This is a genomic window from Bacteroidales bacterium, from assembly GCA_016707785.1.
In the GTDB taxonomy this organism is placed as follows: Bacteria; Bacteroidota; Bacteroidia; order Bacteroidales; family UBA4417; genus UBA4417.
On record JADJGZ010000002.1, the window covers coordinates 68,706 to 84,333 of the forward strand.

General features: G+C 40.5%; 9 protein-coding genes. All 9 read left to right on the forward strand.

The features are described 5' to 3' along the window. Positions 1-383 precede the first annotated feature (383 nt). The 9 genes from IPH84_02125 to IPH84_02165 all read left to right on the forward strand — a co-directional run bounded on the left by IPH84_02125 (position 384) and on the right by IPH84_02165 (position 15,507). Entirely contained in the window at positions 384-995 is a 612-nt protein-coding gene (locus IPH84_02125) for a sigma-70 family RNA polymerase sigma factor (GenBank protein ID MBK7172039.1), read from the forward strand. After that, positions 995-2,161, forward strand: a complete 1,167-nt coding sequence (locus tag IPH84_02130; protein ID MBK7172040.1) for a TonB family protein — start codon at positions 995-997, stop codon at positions 2,159-2,161. The genes IPH84_02125 and IPH84_02130 overlap by 1 nt, the downstream gene beginning before the upstream one ends. Before the next feature lie 291 nt (positions 2,162-2,452). Next, on the forward strand, positions 2,453-3,631 hold the full coding sequence (gene trpB / locus IPH84_02135; GenBank protein MBK7172041.1) for a tryptophan synthase subunit beta: 1,179 nt from the start codon (positions 2,453-2,455) through the stop codon (positions 3,629-3,631). Next, positions 3,628-3,825 carry a hypothetical protein gene (locus tag IPH84_02140; protein ID MBK7172042.1) on the forward strand — a complete coding sequence of 66 codons (198 nt, stop codon included), beginning with the start codon at positions 3,628-3,630 and terminating at the stop codon, positions 3,823-3,825. The genes trpB and IPH84_02140 overlap by 4 nt, the downstream gene beginning before the upstream one ends. A 27-nt stretch (positions 3,826-3,852) precedes the next feature. Next, positions 3,853-5,628 (forward strand): ATP-binding cassette domain-containing protein, encoded by a 1,776-nt coding sequence (locus IPH84_02145; protein ID MBK7172043.1) that lies wholly within the window; start codon positions 3,853-3,855, stop codon positions 5,626-5,628. 87 nt (positions 5,629-5,715) lie between these two features. Continuing rightward, positions 5,716-8,613, forward strand: coding sequence for a hypothetical protein (locus IPH84_02150; protein ID MBK7172044.1), 2,898 nt, complete (start codon positions 5,716-5,718; stop codon positions 8,611-8,613). Between the two features lie 348 nt (positions 8,614-8,961). Then, entirely contained in the window at positions 8,962-12,111 is a 3,150-nt protein-coding gene (locus IPH84_02155; GenBank protein MBK7172045.1) for a TonB-dependent receptor, read from the forward strand. Between the two features lie 11 nt (positions 12,112-12,122). Continuing rightward, positions 12,123-13,622, forward strand: coding sequence for a RagB/SusD family nutrient uptake outer membrane protein (locus IPH84_02160; protein ID MBK7172046.1), 1,500 nt, complete (start codon positions 12,123-12,125; stop codon positions 13,620-13,622). Between the two features lie 463 nt (positions 13,623-14,085). Next, entirely contained in the window at positions 14,086-15,507 is a 1,422-nt protein-coding gene (locus tag IPH84_02165; protein MBK7172047.1) for a glucosylceramidase, read from the forward strand. Positions 15,508-15,628: the final 121 nt, after the last annotated feature.

Sequence of the window (15,628 nt, forward strand, 5' to 3'; positions counted from 1 at the left end):
TGTTTCATGCCGGACGTTTACAAAAATGTTCTAAAAATCTTGAAGGTTTTCGATAGTGGTGCCGATAGTCTGCAGGAATATTGATTTATACCGTTGCTGAATCATTTTGCGATCCGCCGGCTGGCGGAGGATACCTGTGCGCCCCGGCATAACTCAATCTGCAAGAATCTTGCTTTGAACCAAAGGCTCCCCTTTGGGGCAAATTCGTTGCGATTGAGTACAGATTCAATTGCACTGTTGCAATCAAGCATCATTCAAATTGAAATCGCAACCTTTATTATGCAATTGGCAATATCCTGTTAAGTTAGCCCGGGAACTGCTGATTTACAAAGGCTGGCATGAATTCTATTGAATTTAAATACCTTTGTATAAAAGCAACACAATTGCCAAAACATCTTTTCAACAGCCGCAAACATCCGTCGAAAGAACTTGATCATCTTTCTGATGAGCAGTTGGTGAATCGCTATGCCCGAGAGGGAGATGTTAACTGTCTTGGATTGCTTTTTGAGCGTTATACCCATCTTTTATTCCCGGTTTGCATGAAATACCTGGGGAATGAAGCTGAGGCTGAAGATATGGTAATGATGGTTTTTGAACGCCTGTTTGAAGAGCTGAAAAAAACAGAAGTAAAGAATTTTAAAAGCTGGCTCTATACAGTTGCCAAAAACCAATGCCTGATGTACCTGCGACATCATAAAACATTAGAGCGCAGCCGGCAGGAAATCCTGAAAGACCTGCAATCGGAGATTATGGAATCGGAAGAGGCCGTGCATCTATTATCGGGTGAAAACAGGAACGATGACGAAGGATTGCTGATTGCTGCCATAGGAAAGTTAAATGAAGCACAACGACGATGTGTCGAACTTTTCTATTTGCAGGAACAATCCTACAAAGAGGTTGCTGACCAGACCGGTTATAGCATGAATGAAGTGAAGAGTTATCTTCAGAATGGCAAAAGAAACCTGAAAATTTTCCTTGAAAAAGCCCGTGAATAATGAAGAAAAACGATCCTACAGATAAAAGCCTCTTTACTTCATCGGGTTGCCTTACCGCTGAATCTCTTGAAGGATTTGCGCTTGACAGGCTTACTGGCCCGGACCGTTTATTGGTTCAGGACCATATTGACCATTGTGAATTTTGCAAAGATTCCGTGGAGGGACTATCCTTGTGGTTGTCGCAGCAGGAAAAGAAAGAAGGATCATTGGTTTCCCCAGCTGCTCGTCCAACGTCAACCTATGAGGCAGGAAATTATACTGAACGCATCAATAAGATCAATGAGCGCTTGCATGGAAGGGTGCTCGTCCATAAGGAAACTGCCTCTGTTCGAAAAATGAGGAAAATGCCTGGTCCTTACCGCTGGATCGCTTTAGCAGCCAGTATTATCCTTTTCCTTGGAATCTATTATGTGATACAAATGCGGCCTCTCAGGAAGGATCATCTGGCTTTAACATCAAAAGAATCCCAAATCATTGCTGATTCTCTGAAACAAACAGCTGAAACCATTGCTACAACAAATCAAACAGCTGTTCAACCCGAAAAGTTACCCCAACTCAACAGGGCTCATTCCAATACAATTTCAACTGAAAATGACGATTCAGAAAGCCTTGTTGTCAGTGAAAATATAGAACTCAATGACTATGACATTGTCACAGAAAACAAACAACCAGATGAAATCAGGACGCCTGTTATAGCCAGGGAAAAAGAAACAACACCTGAACAAGTGAAGGAAGAAATTGCTGCCAATGAATCAATAAGGACTGAAAAAAAAGTGGTGGATTTGAGGGAAATGTCTGCACCATCAGTTTCCAAAACAAAGACGGCTGCAATCAGCCAGGATGAAGAAACTGTTTTAATGGTTGTTGAAGAGATGCCTGAGTTTAAAGGAGGCATTGCCGCAATGCATAAATTCATCCTTGAGACCATTCAGTATCCGGAAAATGCTAAAGAGTCTGGTATTCAAGGAATGGTTTATATTTCTTTTATTGTTGAGACCAATGGTATGATCACTAATTCAAAGGTTCTCAGGGGAATAGGCGGAGGGTGCGATGAAGAAGCACAACGGGTTATTTCCATGATGCCCCCCTGGATACCGGGGAAACAACGGGGTAAACCTGTAAGGGTTCAGTTCAATCTTCCTCTCGAATTTAAGCTAAGTAAGTAATGGTATCACTATATTTCTGATGATCTGACAACTGCCTGTCAGCTCCTCCCCCCCTAAAAACTCATTCTAATTAAAATTGCTTCTGATAAATAAGAGGATTCTTAATCCAGAGATTTTTTGTACTTTTGTAAGACACAAAAACAGAAAACATATGATAATGCTCATGAATTGGTGGTGGTCCGGTTATAAATCTCCAGGTAGGGACAGCTGATTCTATGCATGTGCAAACATATTTTGCCAGGCCGCTCCCTAATGGGGCGGCCTTTTTTTTTAACCTAAAACTCAATAACTATGTACAGAGAACAATCTATCCAGACAAGAGAAGGCTACTTTGGACAATTTGGCGGCAGTTTTATTCCCCCTGTCCTTGAAGCACCACTCGCACGATTATCAGAAGCCTTTTATGCTGCTGTCAAGAACCCCGATTTTATGCTGGAGTTCCACTATTATCTCAAGCATTATGTAGGTCGACCATCACCACTATATCATGCAAGCCGGTTATCAGAATACACCGGGAGTAAGATATATCTCAAACGGGAAGACCTGAACCATACAGGTGCCCATAAGATCAATAATTGCCTGGGACAAATCCTTTTAGCCAAACATATGAATGCCCGGGAAATTATTGCGGAAACCGGGGCTGGCCAGCACGGAGTGGCCACAGCTACTGCGGCGGCTCTCTTTGGAATACCCTGTAAAATTTTCATGGGATCAAGGGATGCTTCCCGTCAGAAACTCAATGTTCAGCGAATGAAATTATTGGGTGCGCAAGTCATCACTACAGATCTTGGAACGGCCTCATTAAAAGATGCTGTGGATGTTGCCCTTGGTTATTACATCGAACACCCTGATTCATTTTACCTGCTCGGCTCTGCTGTTGGCCCACACCCCTACCCTTCGATGGTCCGGCATTTCCAGAGTATTATTGGAATAGAAGCAAGGCAGCAAATCCTTGAGCAGGAAAACAAGTTGCCGGATTCTATCTTTGCATGCGTGGGTGGCGGCTCCAATGCGATTGGCCTTTTTTCAGGATTCCTGGAAGATATTGCCGTTGAGATACATGCTGCTGAAGGTGGTGGGGAAGGTCCGGGTAGTGGCAAAACGGCCTCCACATTAGTATTGGGGAAACCTATGGTGTTCCAGGGAACCTATTCCTATTGTATCACGGATGAAAAGGGTGAACCTACAACAGCGTATTCAATTGCTTCAGGACTGGACTATCCGGGAGTGGGCCCGGAACATTCACACCTAAAGGAAACAGGTCGTGTTACTTACCACTGCATCACCGACACTGAAGCTATTGATGCATTCTACCTCCTTTCAAAACTCGAGGGAATTATCCCGGCTATTGAATCAGCACATGCCATTGCTTTGGCAGTAAAACACCTGAAAGGCAAAAACCAGGTCTCTGTAATCAATTTGTCGGGTAGGGGAGATAAAGACGTGGAAAGAGAAATGGAAAATGAATGAAGAGATGCCGGATCTGGCTTTCTTATAATTTTGAATCACCAATGACGGCAGAACTTTATGACAGTTCTGCCGTTCTATTTATACTCATGCTTGGCAGTTTTGCTTTCGCAAACCTGCTTAGAATGAGTTATGCCGAGAGAAGGAATTGCTCCACCGGTTGGCGGATCGCAAATCTGCACCGATTCAGTAAATAACTAATTTTGACCCTTTAGTTGCCCTCAATGAAATATGAAGTTCCCAAAAAGAAAATAACCCTGGGTGGTTTAAAGAAACTACTGCAGCTTTACCGGTATATTAAGCCTTATAGAGTAGAATATGGACTGGGGCTGCTGTTTTTACTGGCTACCAGTCTTGCCAGCCTTGTTTTTCCAAAACTGGTAGGTCAGCTTGTAGACTATGGGAACCAGGGAAAATTAGGTGAAGAAATAAACAAGATAGCATTGCTGTTAATCGCTGTGCTGATTATTCAATCGGTTTTCTCCTATTTCCGGGTTTTCCTTTTTGTCAGGGTTACAGAAAAAACACTGGCAGATTTGCGGCAAAGTGCTTATAATCACCTGATCCGATTGCCAATGAGTTTTTTTCAACACCGCAGGGTCGGAGAGCTCAATTCCAGAATTTCTTCTGATATCACATTATTGCAGGATGCACTCACCAGCACTCTTGCTGAATTTCTCAGACAACTGATTATTATCATAGGGGGAATCAGCCTGATGATGATAACTTCTGCCCGTTTGACCTTATTCATGTTAGCCATCATACCGGTAATTATGATCCTGGTGGTTGTTTTTGGAAGGTATATCCGCAAACTTTCGAAGCAGGCCCAGAACCAGGTTGCAGATTCAAATACAATTGTTGAGGAGACCCTCCAGGGCATCCAGAGTGTAAAAGCCTTTACGAATGAGTTTTTTGAAATGTCCCGTTACAGAAGCAAAACACGGGAAATTGCACTTACCGGTATTAAAAACGGGAAACTTCGAGGGGCTTTTTCAGCTTTTTCCATCTTTGGGCTATTCGGAGCATTGGTGGCTGTTATCTGGAAAGGCTCCAACCTTTTAGCCAGTGGAGACCTTGCTACCGGTGAGTTGTTTTCCTTTGTGATGTATTCTATGTTTATAGGCGGGACAATTGGGGGCATGGCCGATACTTTCGCCAGGGTCCAGAAATTTATTGGTGCAACCGAAGACTTATTAGAGATTTTTAATGAAAATATTGAACCTATTAGTTCAGAAACTTTATCATCCGGAGAAACCAACTTCGAGGGAAAAATCCGGTTTCAAAAGGTCTCATTCCATTATCCAAGCAGAACAGAGTTAGCGGTACTTGATGAGGTTAGTTTTGATATAGAGCCTGACACCCTTGTAGCCTTAGTTGGACCGAGCGGTGCCGGGAAATCAACAATTGTCTCCCTGCTTTTACGACTTTATGATCCCACAGATGGGAATATTTTTTTCGACGAAAAAGAAAGCCGTACGATTCCTCTTACAGAGTTACGCAGTCAAATGGCTATAGTCCCGCAGGATATTTTCCTTTTCGGGGGTTCTATCCGGGAAAATATTGCCTATGGAAAACCCGCGGCAACAGAGGAACAGATAATGGATGCGGCCTTGAAAGCCAATGCTTGGGAGTTTATTTCCAGGTTTCCGGAAGGCCTTGATACAATAGTAGGAGAGCGGGGAACACAATTATCCGGCGGGCAAAGGCAGCGAATAGCCATTGCAAGGGCTGTATTAAAAAACCCTAGAATACTGATCCTCGATGAGGCTACCTCATCTCTTGATTCTGAATCTGAAAGACTGGTGAGAGATGCCCTTGATAAACTGATGAAAGGCAGAACTTCCATTGTAATTGCCCATCGCCTCTCAACCATCAGACAAGCCGATAATATCCTGGTTCTGCAGCAGGGAAGAATCATTGAACAAGGTACCCATGATGAACTACTAAAACTGGATGACGGATTATACAGGAGTTTAAGTGAAATGCAATTCTCATTATAGAGTTTGAGTGCCCATGTTTTTGAATGTAAGATTTGTTTACATTCGAAAAGTAAAATCACTGTTCCCCCGGGGAACACTTTTCTGACAATGAATCATACCCTGTCCAAGCCACTGGTCCTTTTAGTTCTGATGCTTTGCTTTCTATGCCGGCACGCAGAAGCACAGAGATATGGGCTTCCCGGGATTCAGAATCACCCTCGTTCAGAATACCAGGGGGGAACCCAGAACTGGTCAATGGCCCAATCCAAAAATGGCAGAATCTATTTTGCCAATAATGATGGACTCATAGAATTTGATGGAGCTCATTGGTCAATATATAGGGACATGGAGCTTATATACAGGTCGATTTGTATCGATGAAAACAGGATTTATGTGGGTGCTTTCAATAAATTCGGTTATTATGAAGAAAATCAGAAAGGTCAGCTTGAATTTCATTCATTAGTCCATTTGATTCAAAATAGGATCACAGATTTTGATGAAATCTGGAGAATTCATAAGACAAGTTTTGGAATCGTATTTCAATCATTTCGTGCCATTTTCATTTACAAGGACAATAAGATTGATATCGTATATCCCCGTTCAAAATTTCATTTCTCATACTATGTAAACGGAATCCTTTGGGTATATGATGAAACCCAGGGACTGATGCAACTCAGGGAAGGAAAAGTCAGGCAAATTCCTGATGGTGGTTTCTTTAGCGGAACTGAAATCTGGACCATTCTACCATTGAACGATGACCAGGTTATTATTGGTACTGCAAAAAAAGGTGTCTTCAGGTATGATGGTACAAAAATCACTGCCTGGAACAATCCGGTGAATGAACTGCTGAAACGATATCAAATTTTTTCAGGGGCAATGATTGATGAGAAGTATTTTGCTTTCGGAACCATACAAAATGGACTTATCATATGTGATACTTCCGGAAAAATGCTCTTCGAAATCAATAAGGAGAGAGGTATTCTGAATAATACCGTGTTATGTATTGGAAGTGATAAACAAGGAGATATCTGGCTCGGACTCGACAATGGCATCTCCATTGTCCGCTTTAGTTCACCTATCACCTATATTCAGAACTATTTCGACATAGGATCAGGGTATTGCTCAGCCATATTTGGAGATTATTTATACCTCGGAACCAACCAGGGTTTATTTCATATTTCCTGGACTGATTTTGTAAATCCACTGAAAAAGAAGGAAGATTTTCACCTTATTGAGGGAACAGAAGGCCAGGTGTGGAGCCTGGCAATTATTGATAACACACTTCTGTGTGGCCATAATTTTGGTGTGTTCCAAATAGTTGACAATCATGCTATCAAGGTCTCCAATATCCCTGGGGGGTGGAACTTATTACAAGCAAGGAATAAACAGCCCCTGGTATTGGTTGGACATTATTCAGGGATGTCAGTACTGGAAAAGAAAGGTGCATTTTGGGTTTATAGGAATGAATTGCTGGGCTATGATCAATCTTCGCATTATTATGAACAAGATAGCCGGGGCGACATATGGGTAAGCCATGGCTATAAAGGAGTCTTTCGGATTTCTCCGGATTCAGCTTTAAGAAAAGTGAATAAACTAACTTTTTATGACTCAAAAGCCGGCTTACCAAAAGACATCGGGAATAACCTCTTTCGCTTTCAATCCGGACTAGTAGTTGCAACCCGAAATGGAATCTTTCGTTTTGATGACAAAAAGGAAAGATTTGTTCCTGACAGCCTTATTAACCAATTGCTTCCGGGAAATAAATACATCGATTATATTAAACCTGACAATGCTTTTAATATCTGGTATTACCAGGATCAACAACCCGGTGTTCTAAGGATGCAGGAAGATGGTAGCCTCAAAAACATTACAGCTCCTTTCCTGGAGTTGAAAGGCCAGATTATTCCATCTTATGGACATGTGAATCCCATTAACAACAACAATGTAATCATTGGAATTGAAGGTGGATTTGCCCATTATGTAACCGGTTTGTTCCAGGATTATAATTATATTCCTAATCTTCATATCAGCCGAATCCAATCCAGTGACACCTCTGAAGGCATTTACCGGCATAACAGTCTGAGCGAAAAACAGGAAATCATCCCTGAATTCAGGTTCAATAATAACTCCATTTATATTTCTTTCTCGGCCAGTTATTATACCAATCAGGGTGTCGCATATCAATTCAAACTGGATGGTTTTGACCGGGAATGGTCATCCTGGACCTCACAAACCAGTAAGGAATATACCAATCTTCCCGACGGAGAATATGTCTTCCTTTTAAAGGCCCGGACAGAAACTGGCAAAATTACACCTACCCTATCCTATACGTTCAGGATTATGCATCCATGGTACAGGACAACCTTAGCCAGGATTCTATATTTTTTGACTTTCCTCATTTTATTGATCCTTGGTTATCGGTTCTTCCTCAGGAGTATGGAACATTCCCGATTGAAAGAACAAGAAGAACAAAAAAATAAATTCAAACTGAGAGAACAGCAACTTAAGGAGGATGCCCTCATAACTGAAAAAGAGATGATTCGCCTAAGAAATGAGAAACTCAACCTGGAGATGATTCACAAAGAGAAAGAATTAGCCAATTCAACCCTGATGATTATTCAGAAAAATGAAATTCTGCATAAGCTTAGAAATGATTTGACAAAAATTAAAAACAGCCAGGCAGAAGATCATCACAAGATTGAGTTGAATACCCTGTTAAAACGCATCGGGAAAGAAATTGACAATGAAAAACAATGGCAGGTATTCAATACCCATGTTGAACAAGTCCATGAATCCCTTTTTCAAAAACTTAAACACGATTACCCGGATCTTACTCCAAGAGAACTCAGCTTATGTGCCTATCTGCGAATGAATATTTCCAGCAAAGAAATAGCTACACTTATGAATATCAGTACCAGAGGGGTTGAAATAAGCCGTTATAGGATTAGAAAAAAATTGGGTCTGGATAGAAATGCAAATCTTATTGAGTTCATGATGAATATGTGAGTCTTCTATTGAGTAAATTAATTACTCGTTTAAATATGCGGTTACCCAGCTTAAATCCTGCTAAGTCTTAGTTCGTTTTTAGATAACGCTCCTGATACAAATACATAAATGGTGCTTTTTATACGCTGTGTAGTGATTGATGTATTAACAATTGGGAAATAAAAAATATAATAATTTGATATTCTATGATTTAATTTCATATTACATTACTTTTGATGTAATATACATGTAATATTTCAGGCATGTTTGATGCATATTTGATGTACATTGATTTTTTGTTTACTATGAATGCTGAGTCTATCTTAGCATTTCTTTAAATCTGGCAACCTCAACAACAAAACCAACCATATGAACAGAAATCTTTACTATGTACCAAGACACATATTAAATAGGTATGTTTACCTATGCCTGATATTGAGTTTTGGATTACTTAACCCTCTCTTTGCCCAAACAACATATACTATCAGTGGGACAGTAGCCAATCAGTCAGGCGAAACTCTTCCAGGGGTGAATGTTATTATTAAGGGCGATGTATCCCATGGTACTTCTACAGATATTGACGGTAAATTCAGTCTGACCGCTCCAAAGCCGGAAGTAACCCTCGTATTTTCCTTTGTTGGTACTGACACAAAAGAAATGCAGGCATTTGCAGGTGTTCCTCTTTCAGTAGTTCTGGAAGAAAAGAGCATCGGCCTTTCCGAACTCGTGGTAGTTGGTTATGGCACCCAGAAAAAAAGTGTTGTAACGGGTGCTATTTCCAGTGTTAAATCTAAAGATCTGGAGAAAGCTTCAATTTCAAGAATTGAGAATGCGTTGCAAGGACGGACTTCCGGACTCACAATTGCTTCAAGTTCAGGTCAGCCCGGATCTTCTGCTACCGTCCGTGTCAGGGGTACTACAACCATCAACGACAGTGATCCTTTATTTGTAGTAGACGGTATTGTAGTGGATAATGGCGGCATAGATTACCTGAATTCAGCCGATATTGAATCCATGGAAGTACTCAAAGATGCTGCTTCCTGCGCAATCTATGGAGCACGTGCTGCCAATGGAGTAATCCTTGTTACAACCAAAAAGGGGAAAGCCGGAAGTATGATTGTTAATTACAACGCATATTTTGGCACACAATCACCAGCTAAAAAACTTGATCTTCTGAATGCAACTCAATATGCTACGCTTCAGAATGAAATGGTTAAAAATTCGGGATCTTCAGCAATCCCTTATCCCAATCCTGAATCTTATGGAACCGGCACCGATTGGCAGGATGCTATCTTCAATAATAGTGCAGGAATCCAGAAACATGAACTTAGTGTAAGTGGTGGAAATGAAAAATCAACCTTCTATACTTCATTCGGATATTATGATCAGGAAGGGATTGTAACCACTTCACTATCCAATTACAACAGGCTCAATTTCCGGGTAAATTCTACTCATAAAGTAAAGGATTGGATAACCTTCGGAAATAATATCGGTTACTCCCATATTAAGAGCAAAGGATCCCTGAATACAAATTCTGAGTATGGCGGACCATTGGCTTCTGCTATTAATCTTGATCCCATTACTCCTCTCGTAGAAACTGATCCTGATAAAATTGTCTCTCCCAATGAGTTATATCTTGGACATAATGTAATCCTGGATCCAAACGGATATCCTTATGGAATCTCTAAGAAAGTTGGACAAGAAATGACAAACCCTCTGGCTTATGAACAAACACAACAGGGTAATTATGGTTGGTCCGATAATATTGTAGGTGATGTTTATGCAGAATTAGAGCCAATCAAAGGACTCAAATTCAAGTCAGACCTTGGTACCAAACTGGCTTTCTGGGGTGGTGAAAATTTCTCACCATTGTTCTGGTTAAATCCTTCTTATTCCAATGAAGAAACAAGGTATTCAAAAAATACAAATACCGGTTTCATCTGGAGTCTTGAAAATACAGCCGCCTATAATAAGACATTTGGTAATCACAACGTTACTTTACTCCTTGGACAAAGTTCCTATGTTAGCAATTCAAAGGGAATGGGTGTAACCTACCAGGGAATACCAGCCTCAACATTTGAAGAAGCTTCAATGAATTTCAGTGTTGCTGATGCCGACAAAACCAGCTATGGATATGAAAATCCCGAATATAAACTGACCTCTTTATTTGCACGTGTCAATTACAATTTCTCTGAAAAATACCTGTTTACAGGAATTATTCGCCGTGATGGTTCTTCCAGGTTTGGCGACAATAATAAGTTTGGTATTTTCCCTTCAGTATCCTTTGGATGGGTTCCTTCTCTGGAAAAATTCTGGCCAAGCAATGATGTCGTTGACTTCCTGAAATTAAGAGGATCTTATGGAGTAACCGGGAACGACAGGCTCAAAGATTTCGCCTATCTGGCTATTGTTGGAGGTGGCAGAAACTACACCTATGGTTATGATAATCAACTTATTGGTTATAGCCCTGATGCACCTCCCAATCCTGATTTGAGATGGGAACAAACCATTCAAAGCAATATTGGTGTCGAAGCAACCCTTTATGAGAATATTACCCTGGTATTGGATTTCTTCTCAAAAAACACTACCGATATGCTAATGGTTGTTGATCTGCCGGGATATGTTGGAGCTGAAGGTGGACAATATCAAAATGTTGCCTCTATGACTAACAAAGGATTTGAATTAGAACTAGGATATACCCGTCAATTGGGAGGTGTTTTCCTTGATATTAAAGGAAATACATCCTATGTTAAAAATGAAGTAACCGATATTGGTGAAAAGGAATATATTGATGGAGCAAGTTTCCAGGCAAGTGAATACACTATCAGCCGCACTGCTGTTGGCCATGCAATTGGATCATTCTATGGTTATGAAGTTTTGGGCGTCTTTAGAAAACAATCAGAAATACTGGGATACACTGATCCTCTCACAGGGAACACGATTCAACCCAATGCAAAGCTTGGAGACTTCAAATTTGCCGACATCAATGAAGATGGAAAAATTACTGGTGACGACAGAACATTTATTGGAGATCCCACACCAAACTGGTCATTTGGATTAACGGCTTCAGCCACTTATAAAGGATTTGACCTGATGGTCTTTGCTCAGGGCGTGGCTGGTAACCAGGTTTTCAATGGCTTACGCCGACTTGACATTCCTTATGCAAACTGGACAACCGATGCCCTGGATCGCTGGACAAGTGAAAATCCGCTTACTGATTTCCCTAGAATTGTATCTGGTGATCCAAATAAGAATTTTAGCAGACCTTCCAGTTTTTACCTGACAAGTGGCACCTATGTAAGGATTAAATCCATTCAAATTGGATATTCTGTACCTGCTAATATGAGGGAAAAAATCGGTCTAAAGAAAACTCGTCTTTATATGGGAGCAAACAACCTGCTTACTTTCACTAAATACCAGGGATTTGACCCTGAAATCGGTGGCGGTAGTTATGGTATCGATCGCGTTGTTTACCCACAAGCCCGTTCGTTTATTGTTGGTATTGATGTAACCTTTTAATTTAAACTGAAATGAAAAGACTCGCAATATATATTTTCTTATTCCTTGCTGGAATTCTGTTGATTACAGCCTGTGGCAAGGATTTTCTTGAAGTAACTCCCAAGGGTACCAATCTTGAGCCCAACTACTATAAAAATGAGGCTGAAATCATGTCAGGCATTGTTGCCATCTATGATGCATTAGGAAAGGAGATAGAAAACAATAAATATTCCTGCAGGATAGGGATGTTAAATTGTGCTTCTGATGATTGCTTTGCCGGAGGAGGAGATGCCTCTGATATTCCAGACTGGCAAGCCTGGAGTAACTATTCCATTGATCCGGGAATTGGTCCTCAGGGACAATTCTGGGATAGAAGTTATAAAGGTATTTTCCGGGCGAATGTACTCTTATCCAAAATTGATGGAGTTAAAGACCTGACAGCCTCCAAGAAAGCCCGCTACCTTGCCGAAGCAAAATTTCTGAGGGCTTACTTCTATTTTGACCTTATCAGGCTCTTTAAAAATATCCCCCTCGTACTTACACCTCTGTCTGCCTCTGAAATGTATGCTATCACCCAGGCAAAACCAGAAGATGTATGGGCACAGATCGAAAAAGATTTGAAAGAAGCAATTCCTGATCTTCCAGAAGTAGTTTCCGCAGACGAAAATGGACGCGTAACAAAAATGGCAGCCATAGCCTATCTTGGGAAGGTTATCCTCACTCAGAATGATGAATCAAGAATGCTTGAAGTTGCAGTATTACTTGAAGAAGTAAATACTTCAGCCAACTATTCATTAGTAGCTGATTATGGCACTCTTTTCCGTCCGGATAATAAGTTCAACAGTGAATCATTGTTCGAAATTTCCCATACTTCCTTATCAAATGAATACTGGGGTGGTTATTCCAACCTCAGTGAAGGGAATGTCCTGGTGCAAATGATAGGCCCCCGTGGCTATACAGGCCCTACTTATAAAGAAGGTTATGGTTTTAATGTAATTACGCTGGATCTGGTAAATTTACTCAAAACTGATCCCCGCTACTCCCATACTATCATAAACGTTGATAGTCTGAAAGTTGCCGGTGTTGCCAATTACGTAGCCGGATATCAGAATACGGGATTCTTCATGAAAAAATATGCCCCCCTTATTGAATTCTTCTCAACCGGTGGAGGTGACCTCGTTCTGAATTATCCATATAACATCATTGAAATGAGGCTTGCAGATACTTATCTTATGGAAGCTGAAGCGCTTGTTCGTGGAGGTGGGGACCTGACAAAAGCTGAATTTTATCTGAATAAAGTCAGGGAACGTGTAGGTTTAGGCCCGGTTGCTGCTACCCTTGAAAATATTTACAGGGAACGCAGACTTGAACTTGCCACCGAAGGACAACGGTATTTTGACCTGATTCGCACAGGAAAAGCCGCTTCTGCATTGGCATTTAAGAATTTTGTAGCCGGCAAACATGAAATTCTGCCAATTCCGTTATCGGAACTCAATAACACTAAAATGCAGCAAAATCCTAATTATAATTAATTGTTTGTAATCACTCCTGCTTATATCAATACGATCAACTATTGATGACTACAGGAATTTAAGATAGAGACTGGAATTTAACGATTGTTAAGACTGGTTTTGAGGTTGAATTTGTTGTTGATCGGGACTGGCTGACCATTTCAGCCAGTCCCTTGTCAAGAAAGAAAAAATGGAATTGTGCAAAAAGCCTTGCTACTAATAAATGATTTCATGTTTTTTAAACAACTAAATAGATGGCTAAAAAGGAGTAGATAATTCAATTATTTTTAAGCCAATCTGTAATTTGATTCTATCATAATCCGCAGTATAATTGATAATTAAGCCTTGACAAACCAATCCGCTTGCAAACCGATATAAAAAAATTGTACTTTTATAGTGATAAAATCCAACTCAGACGTTATTATTATAACCAATGAGTAATAAAATAATGAGGAAAACTTGTCCATACTTTCTGATTGGTCTGATGCTTTTATTTATTGCATCGGGCTCAGCTTTCAGTTGTGGAAAATCAGGAAATCCAAATACGGAAGATCCGGATACAAATATATCCGTTGCAAATCGGGATATTGAAGCCTGGATAACCTATTCTGACAAGACTTTCCTTCTTAGAAAGCAGTTACAGGCATTATCCTTCGGAAGTGTAAATACCCAATTCCCAACCATTATAATTGATACAACACAATCCTTTCAGACCATTGATGGCTTTGGATTTGCAATGACAGGCGGAAGTGCATATGTTCTGAATAATTTACCTGAATCAGCCCGTGAATCCATTATGCATGAGTTGTTTTCTTCTGATAGCGGATGTATTGGCATCAGCTACCTGAGAATAAGCATAGGGGCCTCAGATCTTGATGCCACTGTGTTCTCATATGATGATGTCCCTTCTGGCCAAACTGATCCTGAATTAAAGAATTTCACATTGGATAAAGACAGGGAAAACCTGATTCCAATGCTTAAAACCGCATTAAAGTACAATCCCGGACTTAAAATTATGGGATCTCCCTGGTCGGCTCCTGTATGGATGAAGTCCAATAAATATTCTGTTGGAGGCAGTCTTAAACCAGAATATTATGATGCCTATGCCAGGTATTTTGTTAAATATATTAAGGGGATGGAAACAGAAGGAATCCTGATTGATGCCATTACTCCTCAGAATGAACCTCTAAATCCAAATAATAACCCTAGCATGGTGATGACTTCAGATGAACAGAAAGTGTTTATCCGTGATTTCCTCGGTCCAGCCTTTCAGAATGAGAACATCAAAACGAAGATCATTGTCTATGACCACAATTGTGATCACCCTGAATATGCTACCAATATTCTTGATGATTCAGAAGCTCGGAAATATATTGATGGATCCGGTTTCCATCTTTATGCCGGGAACATTTCAGCATTAGGACAGGTGCATACCAAACATCCTGACAAGAACGTTTACTTTACCGAACAATGGGTAGGCGGACCCAGCAATTTTGGTCCGGATCTGCAATGGCATATTAAGAATCTTATCATTGGAGCTACAAGAAACTGGAGTAAAAATGTAATTGAGTGGAACCTTGCCTCTGATCCATATTATAAACCTCATACAAATGGCGGATGCACCAATTGCGAAGGCGCATTGACTGTTCACCTCTCCGTGAGCCGAAATGTTTCCTATTATATTATTGGGCATGCTTCCGGATTTGTAAAAAGTGGTTCAGTGAGGATTGGATCTTCAATGCCATCAAAATTGTCAAATGTTGCATTTAAAACACCAGATGGAAAAACCGTGTTAATAGTTTTAAATGAAAACACCGATTCCCAATCATTCAGTATTCAATCCGGAACCAGGAAAGCAACTACAACCTTGCCGGGTGGTGCTGTAGCGACTTATGTATGGAAATAAGCCATTCAGAAAAATAAAATATCGTTAACCAAATTAATTTGCATGAAACAAATCATAACCTAAACCAAAGAAAATTCAATCAAGTACTATTTTTTTATTACTAACCTCAAAAACCAATTAA